The sequence below is a fragment of the [Borrelia] turdi genome (genome assembly GCF_030439285.2).
In the GTDB taxonomy this organism is placed as follows: Bacteria; Spirochaetota; Spirochaetia; order Borreliales; family Borreliaceae; genus Borreliella; species Borreliella turdi.
Window position 1 is genome coordinate 1 of sequence record NZ_CP179621.1, and the last position, 23,740, is coordinate 23,740.

The window sequence follows — 23,740 nt, forward strand, 5'->3', positions numbered from 1 at the left end:
ATTATAATTATTGTTTAGTATAAATACTTGGATACTTATAGATTAATACCACTATCTCAACATTTAATCCCATTATCTCAACATATAACTCCACTATCGAAATATTTAATGCCTACTATTTTAGTAGTAGCGTAAATTAATACCTTTTTCTAGTGGTTTTTATATCAACAAAATCGTAAACTTTAAGTTTTGGATTATTGTAAAAACGCAATACAATATATATGAATATGAAATTCAGCAAATTTTTTTTCTAAAATTCAAGACTTCTAAGAATAGAGAAAATCCTATTTGTGAAATGAATCCAAAGGAATTCATTCTGATTAGTAAAAATCTTTTGAAGACTTCTAGCACTACTCAACAATTACTTGGAATTATTATGGCCTCTGAAATTCCATTATCTGATTTGAAAAATCCAAATATCAAAACCTCACACAATCCAAAATCCAATATACTTTCTTATTATGTACTGGACAACGGCTTTAGGTTGAAAACCTATTCTTTAGTCTGTTCCAATGAAATTTCTAAATGCATTGAAAATCTAAACAAAAGTGAACTGTTATCTATTAGCACAGACAAAATTAATTATGTAGCAAAAAAGATATTTGACTTCAATATAACTACTAAACAACTGAAAATTGCTTATTCTTTGATTGTAAAGTCTAAAGAAACAACCGAAGATAACAAATATACCAAAAATCCAGGAAATATCCGAATAAATAAAAAGCCGTGTATCCTAAATCTAGGTGAAAAAATCAAATACATTAGCTCTTTTAAACTTGTGGGTCCTGATGAAAAGAATCTAAGTATCTTAAGAAAAAGTAAGAACAAAAATACATATGCTATTGCAAATTTAATTGTGATGTTTTTTTCTAAAAATGCGCCCTGCAAAAATTTGTACAATCTAAAATTGTACATTAATGCTAACCTAAAAAAACTAGGAATTAACAAAAATACTAGTGAATTACAAAAGCGAATTTTTTCTAAAATATTTCTGATTGGCTGAAAATTTTTAGCGCAATTGTGAAAAATCAACCAAGTCAACAACCCAAATTACTGATCAAACTACAAACACTTATGTTTACAATAAAACAAGAAAGCAAACAATTTAGCCACTATCATCCAAAAAAAATTTTGGATGAATACAATCAAATAATCCAACAATTTGGTATATCTAAAGATACACTAAAATCATTAGAAACTAATCTATCTAAATTAGAAGAAATAAAAGTCATAGCTAGATTTTACAGTAAAGATATATACAACAACATTGTTGTATATTACAAACTCAATTATCCCATAGAAACATGTTACAACAAAATCAAGGAATATTATGGGTAGTAATACGACTAGCTTGAACTAAATATGAGTAAAAATTCTAGTAAATTACAAAACAGAATTATATCTAAAATTTTTTTCTTAATTAATTGTAGTAAAAAATTACTAGTAATTACTGTTTGAAAAAGCCATTAATTAGCGACAAAAAACAAAAGGCCCTATAATAGCTATTATAGCAATAGGTACTAATACTATTGACATAATAGTTATTAATCTATTGCTTGAGTCAAAATTTTTAGACAATAATTGATTATTAATTTCTATTTTTTCCAGTAAAAATTGATTATTAATTTTTAGTTTTTCGTCAAGATTTTGTTTCAAATTTTTTTCTACATTATCAATTTTGGCATTAAGTTCACTTTTCAAAGTATCTATCTTAAAATCAAGATATTATCTATTGGGTTTACTATGGATTAATACTCCCCTTACTTTCTTTAATCCATTCAAATAAAACATTTCAAGCAACTAAACAAAGATCGCACAATAAAAAATTAGTAATCCATTAGATTAAGGGAAATAAAATCTTGTTTTTAAACTTCATTATTGTTATCTTATTAGTTATTTAAGGCTTAACTTTCTTATAAACAAAGCATAGATTATCAATAGCGGTAATCATACGTTCTACTTCTATGCCACTTTCCCTTTTAGCAAAAATCTTTGCTCTTTTCATATTCACCATGAATACTAGCAATAGCACCCACAATAACATCGACAGCATGGTCTCCCTTTCTTCAAGAAAGGCAAAACTATCTTTTATGGTAAGGGATGCAAGCATATAGCTATATTCATCCTTCTTATAAAGAAGTTTAAAAGAATTTGTTAAGTCATCATTAAAACTCCAAAATTATATGAATTAATGTATCCAGACTCTTTTAAAACTTCTTTTAAACTAATTGTAGCAACACCAGTTCTATATCTCTCAAAATCAATATTTGATCCTGCAGAAATTAACTTTGGGCTTTTAACTTCATATTTTTCTTCAAACTCTTTGGTTGACCCAAATGCTATTATTTTAGCTATCGACACTTTACTTCCCAATATTTTATAGTTATTATCATTAACTATAGGCAAAGCTAAAAAGAATAAGAGTATCCCTAAAATGCTTGTTGATACCCCACCCCACCGGCATTAGTAAAGAAAAACAATAAACCAAAGATAAATTAATTGAAGAAGACAATAAGAAGCTTATGAATTTTTAGCAAAACTAAAACATATCAATAGAATTAGATTCTATTGATAATAAATATACAAGATCTTACGGCATCATTGATATTTGCCTTGCATATCTATAATGATACTTTTATTGCTGTAATGTCTAGTTTATCTCGTAACGAATTTTAAGCAAAAGCCATTAATGATTTAATGTTGATGCTAAACAGTCCCCCCTCCTAATTGGGATAAAGTAAATAATGCTATCGATGTTATTGTGTAAAGCCCTATTTCTGGTATAACATATAGTAGATTTGGAGAGATAAGTTTAAAAGAGCAAAAATGTTCGCTAGCAATAAAGAAGGAAGCGAAGTAAAGAATATGATTAGAGCTATTAATAAGTTAAGTGATATTTATAAATAAGAAAGTCAAGTTTAAAAAAAGTCAAGTTTTAAATAACCTGTTAAGTTTTTAGTTATTCCCAAAACTTGATAGGATTTATAAGGCGAGTCAAGTGTAAGTTTTATATGCAAGCGTAGGATAAAGTTTGCCCCCAACATTTATAAGAGTAAACCCTGATGTCTCACTTTTAGAATAAATAAATAGATTTATCTCTTAGAAGATACTCAAAGCACTTCAAAAAGCAAAATAAAAGATAATAATAAATAAAATACTGTAAAAGTTGGTGATATTCGGGATGATTTAGAAAGATTAAAAAGTTATTTAAAAGAAATGGAAGAATAACTTGAAACTTCTAGAAAGAAAGAGATAATTTTCAAAGCCATAAAATGTGAAGTATATAGTGTAGATTATCCTAAATAATACTTAATTAATTTTTAATATAAAAAAATCAAGAAGATATTATTAAAATATGTTATAAAAACAATATGCCTTTAAAAAAAATTTCTAGTTAATTAATATAAAAACCATAAAACTCTTTTTATAAATTACCAATAATTTTTACTAAATCATCTTCTTTTGCCCCATATATGTAGCACAAAAAGAATTACAAAATGTCACTAATATATGCTCTTTATAACTTTTATATAGACTACAAACTCTTTATTTCTAATGTCTTTAGCTTAAACGCTTAAAATGATACTTTGCATTTTTAAATTTATAAACATTATTTTCTTCAATTTCTAAAAGTTCTTTAGTTTCTCTACTGATTTATTTAAGAATAGCTTTTTTATCATTTTAATCGTAATTTTTTTAGTAAAAACATATATTTTTATTAAGTAAATAAAATCTCTTTATAGCAATTGGATAAATTTAAATTGTTAAGCTTAGCTAAGTTTATTTATTTTTAAATAATTTTCATATCCTTTTATTAAAGATGTAATATAGACTTTCCCTTTTTTATTTTTCAGTGTCTCAAAGTCATTCAACAAAGTATTAAAATCTTCTTTGGTTAGTGAATAAAGACTGGCGACAATAAAATTATTTTCATTTTCTTTTTCTTTAAAGAATTCATCTTCGGTATCTAAATTTAATATTTTATCAACTTCTTCTTTACTAAGCTCAAAATGTTCTAAATAAAGCAAATTAGAGAAATTTAAAGGATCATTTTTAGCTATTAGTAAAGAAGTGTTTTTGGCCAAAGTTAAATATAGCGGATTTGCTAGAATTTCATCTTTTTCGGGTTGCGGCATTGGACATTGATAAAGGCATGATTTTAGCACATTAGAGTCAACAAATCTTCTTAGCAAAAAATCAAATGCCAATGAATTAAAAATAGATATAATAAATAATTTTTTATAAAGCGATATTGGTGTTTTCTCATAATTTATATACATTGAATTTACACAATAACAATTTTTAGGAGACAAAGTACTAATCATGGTTCTTGTATCTGTATTTCTTGCAATTGCTCTGTAAAATACTCTTTCGGTTTGATATTGATTTTCTTTAGTTAATACTTTTTCTAAGTCTTTTTTATCTATCCATAGTAATTTAGAACTTTCTTTTGCATCTTTATATTCAAAAAATCTTGAATTAAACTGATAAATATTAGCTCCACAATAAAGAAATATAAAGTTTTCATTATTATATTCTTTATAAAATGTTTTATACTTTGTTAAATGCAGCCCCCCTCTAAAGTCAATATATTTTTCACTAAGAATACTAAATGAACTAAACATTTTATTAATTAAGCTAAATTCTTCATTATTTTTAAATTCTATTATAGCCTCTTGAACAGGGGATAGTTTTTTTATTTGACCTATATTTAATTCAGTTCCTTTATAAGGATCATCCTTATTGTCTTTTAAATCACTAGTTATTTCCTTAATAATATTATCGCTGCTCTTAATCATGAACTTTGCTTTAAAATTTGTTGTAGGAACTTTGGTATTACTAATTTGAAATATTGCAAATTTAAAAAGCGATACTACATCTTTAAATCTTTTTTGATTTTGAAATTGATATATATAATTAAGTTTATAGTTAGCAAATATATGTTTTCTTAATGCCTTGGAACTAGATTCACTCCAAAAAGCTGCGGGAACTAAATAGACCAGATTGCCTTTTTCTTTTAGTAATTTTAAATTAAATGCAACAAAATATCTAAAAAGATTTGGATCACCACCACTAGCAAAGTCGTTAAAATCAAATTTATAAATATTGTTAATGGTACTTATATTATTTTTTTCTTCATTGTATTCAATGCTTAAAGGATGATTATCTTTACTGAGTATTTCTTGCTTTATTTTGTTTTGTGCTTTTATGCTTAGTTTTCTGTAGCCAGGAACATGTTTTAAAAAAAATTCAGATTCGTCAAACTTGGTTTTCTCCCACGGAGGATTTCCAATTACAATGTCAAATCCTTCCTGAATATCTGGAAACTCAATTCCATAGTGGAAAAATTTATAGTATCTACTTAATTTTCTAATTTTTTCTATTTTTTCTTTATCTTCACTAGAAGTTTTATTGCCTAAAATATTTTCAATTAAACTGATTACATCTGAAATATCACTAAATTCTATATTTAAAGATTTATAAAAAGATAATGAATAAAGTTTAATTAAAGAAAATATTATTCTTAAATTATCCGCATCTTTACCCTCCTCATACCCTTTGTATATCTTTTTAGATTTTTCTATATCTTTTTTAGCAGTATCATTAATTTCCTTAATTTTTTGATAGCTATCTTCTAAAATGATTGTAATTTCTTCAATTCTTTTTTTAAATAAAGAAAATCCGCTTTCAAATTTCTTCTTTGTAATATCAAAAAATTCATCTTTGGTATATCCTAACAGGGCATTTCCTACTTTGATGTGATGTTCAATAAAGCTTAGTGGCGTTCCAAAAATAAAGGTATTAATCCATAAACTTAGCATAGTAATTTCAACCGAAATGGGATTAATATCAACACCATAAATACACTTCTTTAGTAGCATCCTTTTAAGTACCAATTCTTTACTTATATTATCCTTAACATCATATTCTTCACTTTCTTTAAGAATGGCGCTATATTCTTTATCAAGCTCTTTTTTTACATCTTCAAATTTATCTAGCTCGTACCACACTTTCTCTGTTAGGTAATCTAAACAAGAAATTAAAAAATTCCCTGATCCACAAGAATTATCAATGATTTTTATATCTAAAGGAGATTTAGTTTTAAGCTGTTCTTCAATTGCTGATATTACTATAAAGTCAGTTAAGTCATCTGGGGTGTAATATGCGCCACTTTTCTTTCTATCAAGAGATCTGGATGTAAGATAGATATTGCCTTTATAATATGTAGCAACTTTGTTGACGTTCTTATTTTTAAGCTCTTCTTCGGTACGAATGAGATAAACCCCGTCTTCAACAATACGATGAACAGTAGTATCTGCAATTCTTAGGTCATATTCAAGCAGAGTCTCGTATAATTCTCCAAAACTTTTAGGATCTAGCTTTGAATACTCTACAAATTTTTCATCTTTAATATTTTTTTCTTCAAAAAAAAGTATTTTAACCAGTACTTTTTCAAGTTCACTAATACTTAGTAAACTTTCATTATTTAAATATTTAACTCTGTCTTCTGCAAATAATCCCCCATTAAATATAGGAAACTTTATTGCATCACTTCCCTTATCAAGCAGATTGAAAATTGTTATTATTTTTTTATATCCTAATTTCTTTTTTGTATTTTCATCATAAAAAAAATATCTAAAAGATATTGAAGATCTGTATAGCTTATTTTCTTCTAATATTTTCTTAAAAATATCATTATCTTCAATATATGCAATAAAAAATATTCTTAAAATAAAAATAATTGATTCTTCAAGTATGCTAGCTAAAATATTTTGAGTAATTTCTTTGTCTGATACGTTAAATTCCTTGTCATATATATTTTTTGCAATTTTAAATACTATAGAATCGTCGGGCCTTTCATAAAGTATCTCTTTTAAAGTTTTTTGAATTATCTCTTTTTCTTTAGCTATTTGTTCTTTTTCAATCTCTATTACATTGCTTGTCTTTAAGTATCTTTCTTTTCTTATAAGGTAGATGAATAAAATAAACCATCCTTGTTCTTTGTATTCTTCTTTTTCTTTAATTTTAGAAAAATTAAATTCAATATATCTTTTTTCTCCATAAAGAACTTTAGATTTGTCATATAATCTCCACACCTTTCCATTTGAAATTATCCCATAATGTTTTTGATATTGATTTAAATATCTATATAGCTGATCTTCTGCTTCTTTTACTTTATTTTTAGTGTCAAAACTAAATGATGAACGCTTAACCTCTACTATAAGTAAGATATCTTCGGCTAAAATAGGTTCATTATTTTTTTTAGCTTCTTCTAATTTATTATTAAAATCTACTCTATCTTTATCATTTTCAAAAAGTAGTATGTCTACTCTAGACCCCACTCCTTCTATTTGCCCAACCTTTTGCTGTTCTACTGAATAATCTAGTTCTTCAAATATAGATCTTAATAAAGACCCTATATTTGCTTTTGTTGAATTATCATCTATTGAAGAAAGTTTATTCTTTATAAGAATAAAAAAGTCTTTTAGTTGATTAATATTCTCTTGCTTTATAAAATTTTTTGATAGTTCTTTATAAAGAAACATATTTGGATCATTTGTTTTTATAATGTTATTATTTTTCATTATTTATGCTTATAGAAGCTATTTATGTTATTTATAAATCTTTTTTAGCTTTTCTTAATACTCACAGTATATCCTAAGATTAATTTTTTTAAAAGTTAAAAAAACTAATCTTAGGTAAGTTGGCCAAACCTTGTTTTAATATTTGTTTAACTTTATTTACTCTATCTAAAAAGGATAGAAGCTTTTTTGCCCATGCTTCATAAATTAGAAGTCATTTAAGAAAAATTGGGAGAAATTAAAGAAAAAAGTCTTTTTAGATGCTCTTCATGTCGTGGGGTGCCCCATAGAAAATAATAGAAAATAAATTAATAACTCTAATTATATTTATGAGGCCTGAGATAATAACTTCCTTATAAATGATTATTTAGATCGAATTTTAAATTATTTAATACAATTCAACCCGTACAAAATTGATTTTGCTGAGAAATATAGAAAAAAAGCTAGGAATAAGTTTGAACAATCTTATTATAGAGATATTCAAAATCATAATTATCTAGCCCTTTGTTAATTTCTTCTTTAGAAACATCTTATTCAAAATTATGAAAGCAATAAAAATTTAAAAATTGCTGTAAAAACTTATAATTTGCAATCTTTTAGTAAATAGTGAAAGGAATAAAACCAAAAATCCTAATATTTAATAAAAAATGAAACTAAAAGGAAATATCAAAAAAATGAAAAGGCTCTATAATAGAATTAATCTAGATTAAGAGTGACTAAGCTATATAAGAAAATTTTAAATCTAAGAAAAGATTTTTTACATATAATCATTTTATTGATTTATAGTTGAATATAAAAACACAGCAATAGAGAGATTATAAATTTAAGATATGCAAAAATGATTTAAAGTTAATAAAACTAATAAGCCCTAAAATTTAGATTTTAAAATGAAAAAACCCTTTTCCGGACATCTTTTCGACATTAAACTAGGCAAAATAAACTTACGCCTATTAGAAGTAATAGGTTACCATTAATTAAACGTTAAAGGCAATAAAACTTGAAAATTTATTTATTACTTTTCTTTTTAGAATTATCATATTTAATTATGATTTCTGATAAAATGTCTTTTTTATTTTTAAAAATCTCCTTTAAAATAAAATAGACTCTTTTGGTATCTTTTTTGCAAAAATTATATAATTCATTATCTTTTATTAAAATTCTAATTGGGGTATTTTCTTTATTATTTTTATTTATATTTTCTTGATTTATTTCTGATACCCCTTCTTTTTGTATGGCATGATATATACTATTAAAACCCACTTCCTTAATTTTATCAATAGAAATAATGCCTTCCAAAACCTTTTCATAAACTTTTAAATATGTATAAGCCTGCGTTTTTGCAATTATAAAAGATTTTATAAATTGCTCAAAGCTTTTAAAACCATCGTATTTATAAAGCTCTTTTTGCTTAATTTTATATAGAATTTTCATTCTTTGAATTTTATTATCAATATCATCTTTTAAATTAAGCTTTAATTGATCTTTTAGATCATTATAAATGATTAAATTTTCATCTTGATTATTATTTAAGTTTTGACTTTTATCAATAAAATCTTCAAATCTGTCATTTAAAATGATCTCTTTTTTATTTTGTTTTTTATTTTCTTTTTTCGCCATTTTGTCCTCCTATATTTATTTTTTGTTTTAAAGTGTAAATTTCTATATAGTTAACCATTAATTATCATCTAAAAAATAAATTCCGACTAATGATATGAAACAAAAAAAGATATGTAGAAAATCCTATAATACTAATCTGTGAATAAATATTGCCATAAATTTGAATTTGTATCAATATTTATTATTTATTGATAATAAATAATTGCCAATAATCAAAAATCGTTCGGTTCTGAACCGATACAAAAAACTATTTTAAAATTAAAGATTACATAAATAGTAGATAAAGAAAATATATTTTTAAAATTATTTGAATTTTTGATACTTTGGGTGCTATTTACAATTCTATTTTTAATCGGCCCCATTAAAAAAGTTTATACTAGTTATTGCATTAAATTTCGACATTTTTTTGACAAAAAAATAAACTGTTCCCTAACTTAAATATAGTTTTTAGCTTTAATTTTAACAGAGGTTGAAATTAATTATTTTATATATTATAATTTTTAACTGTTAATTAATAATTAAATACACATTAAACTAGGAGATAAAAAAATGAAAGCTGTTATATCTAATTATAGCTACCAAATTAAATCCAATAAATTACTTTCAAAAGACTGTAGGCTTAAAAAAATAATTTCAGTTATTATTTACTTAAATAAAGAGTTTGAGAAAAAATATAATGTATCAATACACAGAATTCATTTTGATTCCGAAAAACTACCCGGGCTTCGAGTTCACCATCAAGGAGACATACTTCGCGTGCTAAACTCAAATATATATAAAGAAAATAAAAAAGAAACTACAATTAATACTCTAAGAATAGATTTAAGATTTTTAGTTAAGTTAAAAGCATTAGAAAAAAAAATACTAACATTTTCAAATAACTTTGGAGAATTCAAAGGAAAACTTTGCATATATAAAGTGTCCCCCATTGCACATAAATTAATTGATACATATTTTAGTAACACCAAAGCAAACTTAATTAAGAAGGTAAAAGAAGAAAAAAATACTCTAAAGGAAGAAAAAGGGTCTTTTAAACCTCAAAATATCACTGAAAATATCACTGTACATAATAAACAATATATAAATATATATAATAAGAATTCTATAGAAAACTCTTTTTTTAAAAAAATTAAATCAATAATTTCTAACACTAAAGAACCAATTAAAACACTGAAAAATACTTTATTAAATTATAAAGATTTTAAAAATCATCTAAAATATGATTATGAATTAAAAGATATTAAAGAGTTTTTTTTATTTAAACTAAATCTCTACAAACATAAAATTCACTTTATGAGAAAAGCTGCACCCTATAAAACCGATTTCTATGCTCTTGCAGGAGAATTTAAAGATACTTATACTACCAAATGGAAAATAAATAAAATAACTAGCTTTTCAGGACATGCTGGTATAATAGCTAATAATATTTTAGCTAACATTTTAACAAAGGGATTAAAATTTGAGTAATTTACTTGAAAAACTCAGAAACAAAAAGGATAACATAGAAAAAAAAATCATATTTAACAAAATTGAGGAAGTAAATAGCAGAAAAATATACTACACAAAAATATTTAAACATCTAATTGGTTTTAGAATTACAAATAGGGGAGAAAGACTAAGACTTACTTTTCAAAAATTTAATAACGCCAAAGATTTTCTTTTTTTTAATCTCTTTCCCTTGAAGGAAGATGACAAGTTCTTAGAAATAAGATATAGGTATGATAAACTTGATAAACCCTTTTTTCTTAAAAAGGAAAATAATAAAACCTATGTAATAAAAAAACTCTATTATATAGAATTTGCCTTTAAAAATGGCTCTATTAAAACATATGTTCAATCTTTAAGAACACTTCTAAGAAAGAATAAAGAAAATACCGAGTATTATCAATTTAATTTATCACACTTAAAAAAAATGGAAAAAAAAGTATATGAATTTTATAATAAAAAATTAAAAGATGGGGGGATTATAAATAAATGGATCAAAAAAAACCAATTATAATTACACTAGCAAGTTTAAAGGGGGGGGTTGGGAAAAGCTCACTTTCTATAATTTTTTCTTATGTATTAAAAGAATTGGGCAAAAAAGTACTATTAATTGATTTAGATCCACAAAATTCTTTAACTTCTTATTTTAATCAATATATTTCTAATATTAAAAAGCACAATGTTTATGAATTTTTAAAAGGAAATGCCTATTTTGATAAATGTGAAAATAAAATTAATGAATATATTTCTATAATCCCCTCTCATCCTGTTTTAGAAAAATTTAACACAGACGATATAGATTATAAAGAAATTATTTTAGAATTTAGATTAAATAAAAGTAGTAAAAGTTTTGATTTTGATTATATTATAATAGATACTTCTCCTAGTAGAAATTTCCTTTTAAAGAATGCTTTAAATGTTACAGACCATATTATAATTCCAGTTCAAGTAGAAAGATGGTCAATAGAAAGCTTTTCTATTTTAACGGAAACTATCAATAATATTCAAAATATTAAAAATAAAAAATATAATATCTCTATTATAGAAAACCAATTTATTAAAAATAGGAACACCTTAAAGGAGGTGGAGGACGTACTGTATAAAAAGTATGGTAAATATATAAAAGGAAAAATTCACTTTTCAAATAGTATAAAAGTTTTTATAAACGACCTTTTAGAGCCTTCTTTGAGAGAAATTTATTATAGAGAAGCTGAAAATGCTTTAAAAGATATACTGTAAACTACTATTTTATAGTCTTTGATATAGTAATAGTGAGTTGTATTATGAATATAACAAAAATTAATGCGGTATTAGATGAGTATAGTATATCCTGTCAGGATTTATTGATGCGCATATGTATATAGAAAGTTCTTTTCTTATTCCATTAAACTTTGATTATTTGGTAGTTCAGCGGGTACTATGGCAATAATTAGCGATTCTCATCAAATATCAAATGTTAATGGTATTGATGATATTAATTTTATGATAAATAATCCTAAAAAACTAAATTTATTTTTTTTGGAACTCCTTCTTTTTGTGTCCTATCGGTCTTCAGAATTTGAAACTTCGGGGTATGTATTGGATGATAAAGATGTAGAAAAATTGATGGAAGTTAATGATGTTTACTATTTGTCTGAAGTGATGGATTTTAAAGACGTAATTAACAAAGATATTAGGATTATAAATGAAAATTTAACTTTAAAATATATATCTAACAGGCATTGATACTGATCATGGGTGTTCAACAATAGAATATACAGGATGTAAGTTATCTGTAGAGATTCCTAAATTCAAAAGAATAGCTTTTTTAAAAGAAGTTGATAATTTAGAGTAAATGCTGTATTTATTGGGCATAAAATCAATTTCAAATTTTAAGGCAATTAGGGAAAGAGTTGTATAGAGAAATGCATTAGTTGTTTTTCCTATAAATATAGTACTTCTTAGGGCCATCACTATTTACATTGCTAAATATTTAATTTTAGATGATACACTTACTATAAAATTCTTCATTAGAATCCAAATCAATATGGCTTCAAAAGTTTTAAACAATTTATAAAATCTTGCATAATTACTAGAAGCCAGGCTTATATGTATTTGAAAATTTATGAAAAAGTTTTGGAGGGGACCATTTCTATAGAAAAAGTTAAAGAGATGGATTTAGTGGCTACATATAAATATGTATTAAAAAACAGGTTTTCAAATATATATATAAAGAAAGTGTTGTTAAATAAAATGTAGAAGAAGGTGATAGTACTCAAAGTATACCTAATCAGAATTTTAATGGAAGATAAAGAAGTTTATGATTTTTGCAAAAAAGATATTAAAATATTTATTTTATTTTATCAAATCTTATAGTTGAGTATGGAAATTATAGAAAAAATAAAAAGAAAAAATCTAACTCTTGATTAAAATTGCATAATATATACATCGAATTAAGGCAGATAACCTTTTTCTTTTCATGTTAAACGATAAAATGCTTGCCCCGGGCAATTTTTTATGGTCGCCAGATCTTAATCTTAAGAAAATAACAAAGCATCTTCTGCTTATAATTTTTATAAAATTTATGAGTAGAATGTATTTTTATTATAAATTTAAGGCGTTGTTTTTGGATTGCTGATAAATTTAAAAGATTAAACATCAGTAGTAAATTTTAGTGATAAATGGATATGATCTTTATCGTAAGCCAATTTATAAAAATTTTCCATACAAGGGCGTATATTAAGCATTATTTAGTAAAGAGAGGATAAGAAGCTATAATTTATACATTTATCTTTGGCGAGTTTAAATGTTATTTTACTTACCTAATTTGATACTTATAGATTGAAAAGATTTTTATTGGGGATAAATCAAGAAGCGCGGCGCGGGACTTTATTTTTTATTTATTATGTAATGTGTAATTACAGCAGGTTTTTTCATTGAAATTCTCTGAATTATTAGTAATTTTTGGTTTTTAAGCTCTTCCCTAAAAAAGGGAAGGATTATCGCTTTTTATACTGTAAGTTACAGTATAATGTAATAATTTTAAAAAACAAAGCAAAACATATAAGTGTTTACTTGCAAAATTTAAACAATTTTTGTTCACTTAACAGTGATTGTATTTCATACTAATGCAATTTTAAAATCTAGTAATAGGTTTTGTTAATAGTTTTTAAATTTAAGTTTCTTAACGGGGCCTATTTATTATTAGATTGTAAAAATTATTTTCTTATGCTTATAAATAATAAGATTTTTATTGGAAAAAATTAAGAGTCTTGATTGTAATAATGCTCCCAATAGAAAGGTTGTTGTGATTGGCATTGCTCTTAATGAAGAAAAAATGCTGTGTTTAAGTATGCTTTACAATTCTATTTTATTAAAATTGCAAAAAATATGTACTAAATTTGATTTAGACAAGATACTTTAAAAAAGTAATTCTTCTTATTTTAAGAATGCTTTTTGTTATGGATAATGACATATTTAAGAAAATATTAAAAATAATATATTACTATAAAAGATAAATACTATAAAAGATAAATAAACCAATAAAGATAAAATCCAAGAAGAGAGCTCCCATATTAGGGGCCAATATAGGGAATATGACGTATTCTTAATTTTATTTCAATATCTTTTTATTTATTAAGAATCTTTTATTATATCCATAAACATTAGTTTCTTCAATTTATTAAAGCTTTTTAGTTTATCTACTGCTTTCTTTAAGAATAACTTCTCTAAGAATAGCTTTTTTATCATTTTAATCGTAATTTTTTTAGTAAAAACATATATTTTATTAAGTAAATAAAATCTCTTTATAGCAATTGGATAAACTTAAATTGTTAAGGTTAGCTAAGTTTATTTATTTTTAAATAATTTTCATATCCTTTTATTAAAGACGAAATATAAACTTCTCCTTTTTTATTTTTTAGCACCTCAAAGTCATTAAGTAAAACCTTAAAATCTTCTTTGGTCAGTGAATAAAGACTAGCTACAATAAAATTATTTTCGTTTTCTTTTTCTTTAAAGAATTCATCTTTGGTATCTAGATTTAACATTTTGCCAACTTCTTCTTTACTAAACTTAAAGTATTCTAAATAAAGCAAATTAGAGAAATTTAAAGGATCATTTTTAGCTATTAGTAAGGAAGTGTTTTTAACTAAAGTTAAAAATAGCGGATTGGCTAGAATTTCATCTTTTTCAGGTTGTGGCATTGGACATTGATAAAGACATGATTTTAGCACATTAGAGTCAACAAATCTTCTTAGCAAAAAATCAAATGTTAATGAATTAAAAATAGATATAATAAATAATTTTTTATAAAGCGATATTGGTGTTTTCTCATAATTTATATACATTGAATTTACACAATAACAATTTTTAGGAGACAAAGTACTAATCATAGTTCTTTCATTTGTATTACTTGCAATTGCTCTATAGAATACTCTTTCAGTTTGATATTGATTTTCTTTAGTTAATACTTTTTCTAGGTCTTCTTTATCTATCCATAGTAATTCAGAACTTTCTTTTGCCTCCTTATTTTCAAAAAATCTTGAATTAAACTGATGAATATTGGCTCCACAATAAAGAAATATAAAGTTTTCATTATTATATTCTTTTAATAAAGATTTATGATTCTTAATACTCGGGTCTAAGCCTTTTTTAAAATCAATATATTCTTCACTAAAAATACTAAATTGATCAAACATTTTGTTAATTAAGCTAAATTCTTTATTATTTTTAAATTTTATTATTGACTCTTGAGTAGGAGATAGTTTTTTAATTTGGTCTATATTTAATTCAATTCCTTTATAAGGATCATCCTTATTGTCTTTTAAATTACTAACCATTTCTTTTAAAATATTATCACTATGTTGGATCATAAATTTTGCTTTAAAATTTGATGTAGATTGCTTGGTATTATTTATTTGGAATATTGCAAACTTAAAACTTAAATGCACATCTTTAAATCTCTTTTTATTTTCAAATTGATATATATAATTAAGTTTATAGTTAGCAAATATATGTTTTCTTAATGCCCTGGAACTAGATTCACTCCAAAAAGCTGCGGGAACTAAATAGGCCAGATTGCCTTTTTCTTTTAGTAATTTTAAATTAAATGCAACAAAATATCTAAAAAGATTTGGATCACCACCACTAGCAAAGTCGTTAAAATCAAATTTATAAATATTGTTAATGGTACTTATATTATTTTTTTCTTCATTGTATTCAATGCTTAAAGGATGATTATCTTTACTGAGTATTTCTTGCTTTATTTTGTTTTGTTCTTTTATGCTTAGTTTCCTGTAGCCAGGAACATGTTTTGAAAAAAATTCAGATTCGTCAAACTTGGTTTTCTCCCACGGAGGATTTCCAATTACAATGTCAAATCCTTCCTGAATATCTGGAAACTCAATTCCATAGTGGAAAAATTTATAGTAGCTACTTAATTTTTTAATTTTTTCTATTTTTTCTTTATCTTCACTAGAAGTTTTATTGCCCAAAATATTTTCAATTAAACTGATTACAGCTGCAATATCACTAAATTCTATATTTAAAGATTTATAAAAAGATAATGAATAAAGTTTAATTAAAGAAAATATTATTCTTAAATTATCCGCATCTTTACTCTCCCCATATTCTTTGTATATATTTTTAGATTTTTCTATATCTTCTTTGGTAGTATCGTTAATGCCTTTAATTTTTTGATAGCTATCTTCTAAAATAATTGTAATTTCTTCAATTCTTTTTTTAAACAAAGAAAATCCACCTTCAAATTTCTTTTTTGTAATATCAAAAAATTCATCTTTGGTATATCCTAGCAGGGCATTTCCTACTTTAATGTGATGTTCAATAAAGCTTAGTGGCGTTCCAAAAATAAAGGTATTAATCCATAAACTTAGCATAGTAATTTCAACCGAAATGGGATTAATATCAACACCATAAATACACTTCTTTAGTAGCATCCTTTTAAGTACCAATTCTTTACTTATATTATCCTTAACATCATATTCTTCACTTTCTTTAAGAATAGCTCTATATTCTTTATCAAGCTCTTTTTTTACATCTTCAAATTTATCTAGCTCGTACCACACTTTCTCTGTTAGGTAATCTAAACAAGAAATTAAAAAATGCCCCGATCCACAAGAATTATCAATGATTTTTATATCTAAAGGAGATTTAGTTTTAAGCTGTTCTTCAATTGCTGATATTACTATAAAGTCAGTTAAGTCATCTGGGGTGTAATATGCGCCACTTTTCTTTCTATCAAGAGATCTGGATGTAAGATAGATATTGCCTTTATAATATGTAGCAACTTTGTTGACGTTCTTATTTTTAAGCTCTTCTTCGGTACGAATGAGATAAACCCCGTCTTCAACAATACGATGAACAGTAGTATCTGCAATTCTTAGGTCATATTCAAGCAGAGTCTCGTATAATTCTCCAAAACTTTTAGGATCTAGCTTTGAATACTCTACAAATTTTTCATCTTTAATATTTTTTTCTTCAAAAAAAAGTATTTTAACCAGTACTTTTTCAAGTTCACTAATACTTAGTAAACTTTCATTATTTAAATATTTAACTCTGTCTTCTGCAAATAATCCCCCATTAAATATAGGAAACTTTATTGCATCACTTCCCTTATCAAGCAGATTGAAAATTGTTATTATTTTTTTATATCCTAATTTCTTTTTTGTATTTTCATCATAAAAAAAATATCTAAAAGATATAGAAGATCTGTATAGCTTATTTTCTTCTAATATTTTCTTAAAAATATCATTATCTTCAATATATGCAATAAAAAATATTCTTAAAATAAAAATAATTGATTCTTCAAGTATGCTAGCTAAAATATTTTGAGTAATTTCTTTGCCTGATACGTTAAATTCCTTGTCATATATATTTTTTGCAATTTTAAATACTATAGAATCGTCGGGCCTTTCATAAAGTATCTCTTTTAAAGTTTTTTGAATTATTTCTTTTTCTTTAGCTATTTGTTCTTTTTCAATCTCTATTACATTGCTTGTCTTTAAGTATCTTTCTTTTCTTATAAGGTAGATGAATAAAATAAACCAACCTTGTTCTTTGTATTCTTCTTTTTCTTTAATTTTAGAAAAATTAAATTCAATATATCTTTTTTCTCCATAAAGAACTTTAGATTTGTCATATAATCTCCACACCTTTCCATTTGAAATTACCCCATAATGTTTTTGATATTGATTTAAATATCTATATAGCTGATCTTCTGCTTCTTTTACTTTATTTTTAGTGTCAAAACTAAATGATGAACGCTTAACCTCTACTATAAGTAAGATATCTTCGGCTAAAATAGGTTCATTATTTTTTTTAGCTTCTTCTAATTTATTATTAAAATCTACTCTATCTTTATCATTTTCAAAAAGTAGTATGTCTACTCTAGACCCCACTCCTTCTATTTGCCCAACCTTTTGCTGTTCTACTGAATAATCTAGTTCTTCAAATATAGATCTTAATAAAGACCCTATATTTGCTTTTGTTGAATTATCATCTATTGAAGAAAGTTTCTTTTTTATAAGAATAAAAAAGTCTTTTAGTTGATTAATATTCTCTTGCTTTATAAAATTCTTTGATAGTTCTTTATAAAGAGACATATTTGGATCATTTGTTTTTATAATGTTATTATTTTTCATTATTTATGCTTATAGAAGCTATTTATGTTATTTATAAATCTTTTTTAGCTTTTCTTAATACTCACAGTATATCCTAAGATTAGTTTTTTTAAAAGTTAAAAAAACTAATCTTAGGTAAGTTGGCCAAAACTTGTTTTAATATTTGTTTAACCTTATTTACTCTATTTCTACAATAAGATTGTTCAAACTTATTCCTAGCTTTTTTCTATATTTCTCAACAAAATCAATTTTGTGCGAGTTGAATTGTATTAAATAATTTAAAATTCGATCTAAATAATCCTTTATAAGGAAGTTATTATCTCAGGCCTCATAAATATAATTAGAGTTATTAATTTATTTTCTATTATTTTCTATGGGGCACCCCACGACATGAAGAGCATCTAAAAACACTTTTTTCTTTAATTTTTCCCAATTTTTCTTAAACAACTTCTAATTTATGGAGCATGGGCAAAAAAGCTTCTATCCTTTTTATTTTCAAAATCATAATTATCTAGCTCTTTGTTAATTTCTTCTCTAGAAACATTTTATTCAAAGTTATGAAAGCAGTAAAAATTTAAAAATTACTGTAAGAGCTTATAATTTGCAATCTTTTAGTAAATAATGAAAGGAATAAAACCAATAATCCTAATATTTAATAAAAAATGAAACTAAAAGGAAATATCAAAAAAAATAAAAAGGCTCTATATTGGAATTAATCTGGATTAAGAGTGGCTAAGCTATATAAGAAAATTTTAAATCAAAGAAAAGATTTTTTACATATAATCATTTTATTGATTTATAGTTGAATATAAAAATACAGCAATAGAGAGATTATAAATTTAAGATATGCAAAAATGATTTAAAGTTTAATAAAACTAATAAGCCCTAAAATTTAGATTTTAAAATGAAAAAAACCCTTTTCCGGGCATCTTTTCGACATTAAACTAGGCAAAATAAACTTAAGCCTATTAGAAGTAATAGGTTACCATTAATTAAACGTTAAAGTCAATAAAACTTGAAAATTTATTTATTCCTTTTCTTTTTAGAATTATCATATTTAATTATGATCTCTGATAAAATATCTTTTTTATTTTTAAAAATCTCCTTTAAAATAAAATGACTCTTTTGGTATTTTTTTTGCAAAAAATATATAATTCATTATCTATCTTCTATTAAAATTCTAATTGGGGTATTTCCTTTATTATTTTTATTTATATTTTCTTAATTTATTTCTAATATCCCTTGTTTTTGTATGGCATGATATATACTATTAAAACCCACTTCCTTAATTTTATCAATAGAAATAATGCCTTCCAAAACCTTTTCATAAACTTTTTAATATATATAAGCCTGAGTTTTTGCAATTTATAAAAGATTTTATAAATTGCTCAAAGCTTTTAAAACCATTTTATTTATAAAGCTCAGTTCTTTTTGCTTGATTTTATATAGAATTTCCATTCTTTGGATTTTATTATCAATATCATCTTTTAAATTAAGCTTTAATTGATCTTTTAGATCATTATAAATGGTTAAATTTTCATCTTGACTATTATTTAAGTTTTGACTTTTATCAATAAAATCTTTAAATATGTCATTTAAAATGACCTATTTTTTATTTTATTTTATTTGCCATTTTGTTCTCCTGCATTTATTTTTTGTTTTAAAGTATAAATTTCTATATAGTTAACCATTAATTATTATCTAAAAAATAAATTCCTACTAATAATATGAAACAAAAAAAAGACATGTAGAAAATCCTATGATACTAATCTGTGAATAAATATTGCCACAAACTTGAATTTGTATCAATATTTATAATTTATTGATAATAAATAATTGTCAATAATCAAAAATCGTTCGGTTCTGAACGATACAAAAAACTATTTTAAAGTCAAAGATTGCATAAATAGTAGATAAAGAAAATATATTTTTAAAATTATTTTAATTTTTGATACTTTGGGGGCTATTTACAATTCTATTTTTAATCGGGCTCATTAAAAAAGTTTATACTAGTTATTGCATTAAATTTCGACATTTTTTTGTCAAAAAAATAAACTGTTCCCTAATTTAAATATAGTTTTTAGCTTTAATTTTAACAGAGGTTGAAATTAATTATTTTATATATAACAGTTTTTAACTGTTAATTAATAATTAAATACACATTAAACTAGGAGATAAAAAAATGAAAGCTGTTATATCTAATTATAGCTACTAAATTAAATCTAATAAATTACTTTCAAAAGACTGTAGGCTTAAAAAAATAATTTCAGTTATTATTTACTTAAATAAAGAGTTTGAGAAAAAATATAATGTATCAATACACAGAATTCATTTTGATTCCGAAAAACTAAACGGGCTTCGAGTTCACCGTCAAGGAGACATACTTCGCGTGCTAACCTCAAATATATATAAAGAAAATAGAAAAGAAACTACAATTAATGTTCTAAGAATAGATTTAAGATTTTTAGTTAAGTTAAAAGCATTAGAAAAAAAAATACTAATATTTTCAAATAACTTTGGAGAATTCAAAGGAAAACTTTTCATATATAAAGAGTCCCCCATTGCACATAAAATTAATTGATACATATTTTAGTAGCACCAAAGCAAACTTAATTAAGAAGGTAAAAGAAGAAAAAAATACTCTAAAGGAAGAAAAAGGGTCTTTTAAACCTCAAAATATCACTGAAAATATCACTGTACATAATAAACAATATATAAATATATATAATAAGAATTCTATAGAAAACTCTTTTTTTAAAAAAATTAAATCAATAATTTCTAATGCTAAAGAACCAAAGAATCTGCTAAAGAACCAAAGAATCAATTAAAACACTGAAAAATACTTTATTAAATTATAAAGATTTTAAAAATCATCTAAAATATGATTATGAATTAAGAGATATTAAAGAATTTTTTTATTTAAACTAAATCTCTACAAACATAAAATTCACTTTATGAGAAAAGCTGTACCCTCTAAACCCGATTTCTATGTTCTTGCAAGGAGAATTTAAAGATACTTATACTACCAAATGGAAAATAAATAAAATAACTAGCTTTTCAGGACATGCTGGTATAATAGCTAATAATATTTTAGCTAACATTTTAACAAAGGGATTAAAATTTGAGTAATTTACTTGAAAAACTCAGAAACAAAAAAAATAACATAGAAAAAAATCATATTTAACAGAATTGAGGAAGTAAATAGCAGAAAAATATACTACACAAAAATATTTAAACATCTAATTGGTTTTAGAATTACAAATAGGGGAGAAAGACTAAGACTTACTTTTCAGAAATTTAATAATGCTAAAGATTTTCTTTTTTTAATCTCTTTACTTTGAAGGAAGATGACAAGTTCTTAGGAATAAGATATAGGCATGATAAATTCGATAAACCCTTTTTTCTTAAAAGGGAAAATAATAAAACCTATGTAATAAAAAAGCTCTATTATATAGAATTTGCCTTTAAAAATGGCTCTATTAAAGCATATGTTAAATCTTTAATAACGCTTCTAAGAAAGAATAAAGAAAATACCGAGTATTATCAACCGAGTATTATCAATTTAATTTATCACACTTAAAAAAATGGGAAAAAAAGTATATGAATTTCATAATAAAATATGAATTTTATAATAAAAAATTAAAAGATGGGGGGTATAAATAAATGGATCAAAAAAAACCAATTATAATTACACTGGCAAGTTTAAAAAAGGGAGGGTGGGAAAAGCTCACTTTCTATAATTTTTTCTTACGTGTTACAAGAATTGGGCAAAAAAGTACTATTAATTGATTTAGATCCACAAAATTCTTTAACTTCTTATTTTAATCAATATATTCCCAATATTAAATATAATAGATACTTTTCCTAGTAGAAATTTCCTTTTAAAGAATGCTTTAAATGTTACAGGCCATATTATAATTCCAGTTCAATTAGAAAGATGGCCAATAGAAAGCTTTTCTATTTTAACGGAAACTATCAATAATATTCAAAATATTAATATTAAAAATAAGTTGTATAGATTTTGTATCTCTTTAGGCATTTTTATTATAAAAAAATTAGAATACAAAAGAATAATAAAAAATTCATTAATTTGGTTTTTGAGATTAAATATGGGGCAAGTAATATAAGTAATAGTTTTATTTGAAACTTAATTTTTGCTTGTATATATGTGCTTTTAAATACAATATTATAATACAAGCAAATCCTTATTATAATATAATACACCAATCTTATATTTAAATATTGTAATATATTATATTATGCATTATAATGTAAAGCGTCTTGTATTAGCATTGTATTCTATTAAGTAATTCTATTAAGTAATTCTATTAAGTAATTCTATTAAGTAATTCTATTAAGTAATTCTATTAAGTAATTCTATTAAGTAATTCTATTAAGTAAGTATTAGATTTTAAGTAGAGGAGAATATTTATGAAATATAATACAATTATAGGGATATTTGTATTTTTACTTTTGTTAAATTCCTGCAATCCGGATTTTAATAACGTAAAACAAAAAGAAGAGCTTAATAAAAAAACAGTTCCAAAAGAAGAAGAGCGTGACAAAAGAATAAAAAATGAATTGATTGGTGATTTAAGAAATTTAATAGAAATAAGTAATACAGATAGAGAAAAATATGTAAAAAAAATAGAAGAAGAGCCCGAAAATCAATATGGAATGGCGGTTTTCAAAACATTAAATTGGGAAAAGTTATCAAAAGAGTCAATATCGGCCAAAACTGAAAGATCTATAGAATATAGAAAACTTGTTTATGCAATATTAAATGATATCGATACTAACAACTTAGGTGAATTTTCAAAAATTGTAATACTGTCAGGACAGGCACAAACCCTTAACTTTTTTAGTAGATTAGGAAGAGCTTTAGATCTCTCGATTGTTCACTTATATTCTAAAAAAGAGACTTTAGACAAGCTAGACATCTCAGATTTAGAGAAGCTTAAAAATTCTTTTAAAGAATTATGGTCTATAAAGACAGGCGTCTCAAAAATGTTGAACCAGCTTTTATTAGATTATCGAAATGATAATAATCTTATAAAAACAGATAATGGCAAGCTTAGATCTTATGTAATTGCATTATTTGATCAAATTAAAGAAAAAACCATAGAAGCAGAGAAACTAGTGGGTGAAATAATTTCAATATAAATTCAAAAAAATACAAATAAATAATTTATAAGCTCAATTATTCGTTGAAATATACCTTTAGTTTGCTTTTTCATTGTTGCTTTTAGTAAAAAAATAAGTAATTTTGGATAGAAAGGAGTAAGATAGATAACAATCTTAATAAAATGATATAAGTCTAACCCGTAAGGAAGTTTTAAATATGGGAAGTGTATTTAAATAAATTTAAATACACTTCCCATAACGTCTTGTAAGTTATGGCATTCAAAATTAAACGACATCATAGAAAAGATGATA

At 24.1% G+C, this 23,740-nt stretch carries 21 protein-coding genes and 2 pseudogenes; 15 read left to right on the forward strand and 8 right to left on the reverse strand.

What is annotated here, in order from left to right; translation table 11 throughout:
* The first annotated feature begins 295 nt into the window (after window positions 1-295).
* Both QIA31_RS05110 and QIA31_RS05115 read left to right on the forward strand, forming a co-directional pair.
* A complete protein-coding gene (locus tag QIA31_RS05110) occupies window positions 296-1,003 on the forward strand; it encodes a hypothetical protein (RefSeq protein WP_418905331.1) in 708 nt (235 codons plus the stop codon).
* A gap of 17 nt (window positions 1,004-1,020) precedes the next feature.
* Window positions 1,021-1,338, forward strand: a complete 318-nt coding sequence (locus tag QIA31_RS05115; RefSeq protein ID WP_418905332.1) for a plasmid maintenance protein — start codon at window positions 1,021-1,023, stop codon at window positions 1,336-1,338.
* Between the two features lie 132 nt (window positions 1,339-1,470).
* On the opposite strand, the gene QIA31_RS05120 is transcribed toward QIA31_RS05115, so the two are convergent.
* From QIA31_RS05120 to QIA31_RS05130, 3 genes are all read right to left on the reverse strand, one after another.
* Complete coding sequence (locus QIA31_RS05120; RefSeq protein WP_418905333.1) at window positions 1,471-1,701, reverse strand: hypothetical protein; 231 nt, start codon at window positions 1,699-1,701, stop codon at window positions 1,471-1,473.
* Between the two features lie 453 nt (window positions 1,702-2,154).
* Complete coding sequence (locus QIA31_RS05125) at window positions 2,155-2,361, reverse strand: BB0158 famile outer surface lipoprotein (protein WP_418905334.1); 207 nt, start codon at window positions 2,359-2,361, stop codon at window positions 2,155-2,157.
* Between the two features lie 1,409 nt (window positions 2,362-3,770).
* Window positions 3,771-7,586, reverse strand: a complete 3,816-nt coding sequence (locus tag QIA31_RS05130) for an Eco57I restriction-modification methylase domain-containing protein (protein WP_418905335.1) — start codon at window positions 7,584-7,586, stop codon at window positions 3,771-3,773.
* Window positions 7,587-7,974: 388 nt separating this feature from the next.
* Between QIA31_RS05130 and QIA31_RS05135 the strand changes: the two genes are divergently transcribed.
* On the forward strand, window positions 7,975-8,094 hold the full coding sequence (locus tag QIA31_RS05135) for a hypothetical protein (protein ID WP_418905359.1): 120 nt from the start codon (window positions 7,975-7,977) through the stop codon (window positions 8,092-8,094).
* Between the two features lie 494 nt (window positions 8,095-8,588).
* Here QIA31_RS05135 and QIA31_RS05140 read toward each other — a convergent pair whose 3' ends face one another.
* Window positions 8,589-9,200, reverse strand: coding sequence for a chromosome replication/partitioning protein (locus tag QIA31_RS05140; protein WP_418905336.1), 612 nt, complete (start codon window positions 9,198-9,200; stop codon window positions 8,589-8,591).
* A gap of 549 nt (window positions 9,201-9,749) precedes the next feature.
* Here QIA31_RS05140 and QIA31_RS05145 point away from each other — a divergent pair.
* From QIA31_RS05145 to QIA31_RS05160, 4 genes are all read left to right on the forward strand, one after another.
* Entirely contained in the window at window positions 9,750-10,667 is a 918-nt protein-coding gene (locus tag QIA31_RS05145; RefSeq protein ID WP_418905337.1) for a plasmid maintenance protein, read from the forward strand.
* Entirely contained in the window at window positions 10,660-11,199 is a 540-nt protein-coding gene (locus tag QIA31_RS05150; protein ID WP_418905338.1) for a DUF226 domain-containing protein, read from the forward strand. The genes QIA31_RS05145 and QIA31_RS05150 overlap by 8 nt, the downstream gene beginning before the upstream one ends.
* The gene (locus QIA31_RS05155; protein WP_418905339.1) at window positions 11,175-11,924 is read left to right on the forward strand and encodes a ParA family protein; all 750 of its coding nucleotides are present in this window, start codon (window positions 11,175-11,177) and stop codon (window positions 11,922-11,924) included. The genes QIA31_RS05150 and QIA31_RS05155 overlap by 25 nt, the downstream gene beginning before the upstream one ends.
* Window positions 11,925-12,104: 180 nt before the next feature.
* Window positions 12,105-12,410 (forward strand): amidohydrolase family protein, encoded by a 306-nt coding sequence (locus QIA31_RS05160; RefSeq protein WP_418905340.1) that lies wholly within the window; start codon window positions 12,105-12,107, stop codon window positions 12,408-12,410.
* Window positions 12,411-12,416: 6 nt separating this feature from the next.
* On the opposite strand, the pseudogene QIA31_RS05165 reads toward QIA31_RS05160, so the two are convergent.
* A pseudogene (locus tag QIA31_RS05165) lies at window positions 12,417-12,641 on the reverse strand (hypothetical protein); the annotation flags it as partial.
* 132 nt (window positions 12,642-12,773) lie between these two features.
* Between QIA31_RS05165 and QIA31_RS06250 the strand changes: the two are divergent.
* The 3 genes from QIA31_RS06250 to QIA31_RS05175 all read left to right on the forward strand — a co-directional run bounded on the left by QIA31_RS06250 (window position 12,774) and on the right by QIA31_RS05175 (window position 14,088).
* Window positions 12,774-12,923 (forward strand): hypothetical protein, encoded by a 150-nt coding sequence (locus tag QIA31_RS06250; RefSeq protein WP_472842397.1) that lies wholly within the window; start codon window positions 12,774-12,776, stop codon window positions 12,921-12,923.
* Between the two features lie 42 nt (window positions 12,924-12,965).
* A complete protein-coding gene (locus QIA31_RS06255) occupies window positions 12,966-13,040 on the forward strand; it encodes a hypothetical protein (RefSeq protein ID WP_472842401.1) in 75 nt (24 codons plus the stop codon).
* Window positions 13,041-13,917: 877 nt separating this feature from the next.
* The gene (locus QIA31_RS05175) at window positions 13,918-14,088 is read left to right on the forward strand and encodes a hypothetical protein (RefSeq protein WP_418905341.1); all 171 of its coding nucleotides are present in this window, start codon (window positions 13,918-13,920) and stop codon (window positions 14,086-14,088) included.
* Window positions 14,089-14,503: 415 nt separating this feature from the next.
* On the opposite strand, the gene QIA31_RS05180 is transcribed toward QIA31_RS05175, so the two are convergent.
* The 3 genes from QIA31_RS05180 to QIA31_RS06260 all read right to left on the reverse strand — a co-directional run bounded on the left by QIA31_RS05180 (window position 14,504) and on the right by QIA31_RS06260 (window position 19,447).
* A complete protein-coding gene (locus QIA31_RS05180) occupies window positions 14,504-18,325 on the reverse strand; it encodes an Eco57I restriction-modification methylase domain-containing protein (protein WP_418905342.1) in 3,822 nt (1,273 codons plus the stop codon).
* Window positions 18,326-18,481: 156 nt separating this feature from the next.
* A complete protein-coding gene (locus QIA31_RS05185) occupies window positions 18,482-18,610 on the reverse strand; it encodes a hypothetical protein (protein ID WP_418905360.1) in 129 nt (42 codons plus the stop codon).
* Between the two features lie 717 nt (window positions 18,611-19,327).
* Window positions 19,328-19,447 (reverse strand): hypothetical protein, encoded by a 120-nt coding sequence (locus tag QIA31_RS06260; protein ID WP_472842398.1) that lies wholly within the window; start codon window positions 19,445-19,447, stop codon window positions 19,328-19,330.
* A gap of 1,072 nt (window positions 19,448-20,519) precedes the next feature.
* Here QIA31_RS06260 and QIA31_RS05195 point away from each other — a divergent pair.
* The 5 genes and pseudogenes from QIA31_RS05195 (at window position 20,520) to QIA31_RS05210 (ending at window position 23,467) form a co-directional block, all read left to right on the forward strand.
* Window positions 20,520-21,433, forward strand: a pseudogene (locus tag QIA31_RS05195) (plasmid maintenance protein).
* 208 nt (window positions 21,434-21,641) lie between these two features.
* Window positions 21,642-21,884, forward strand: a complete 243-nt coding sequence (locus QIA31_RS05200; protein WP_418905344.1) for a DUF226 domain-containing protein — start codon at window positions 21,642-21,644, stop codon at window positions 21,882-21,884.
* Between the two features lie 171 nt (window positions 21,885-22,055).
* Window positions 22,056-22,172: a hypothetical protein gene (locus QIA31_RS06265; protein WP_472842399.1), complete on the forward strand. Its 117-nt coding sequence runs from the start codon at window positions 22,056-22,058 to the stop codon at window positions 22,170-22,172.
* A complete protein-coding gene (locus tag QIA31_RS06270; protein WP_472842402.1) occupies window positions 22,156-22,431 on the forward strand; it encodes a ParA family protein in 276 nt (91 codons plus the stop codon). Before QIA31_RS06265 ends, QIA31_RS06270 begins: the two co-directional genes overlap by 17 nt.
* 304 nt (window positions 22,432-22,735) lie before the next feature.
* Window positions 22,736-23,467: a virulence associated lipoprotein gene (locus tag QIA31_RS05210; RefSeq protein ID WP_418905345.1), complete on the forward strand. Its 732-nt coding sequence runs from the start codon at window positions 22,736-22,738 to the stop codon at window positions 23,465-23,467.
* The last annotated feature ends 273 nt before the right edge of the window (window positions 23,468-23,740 follow it).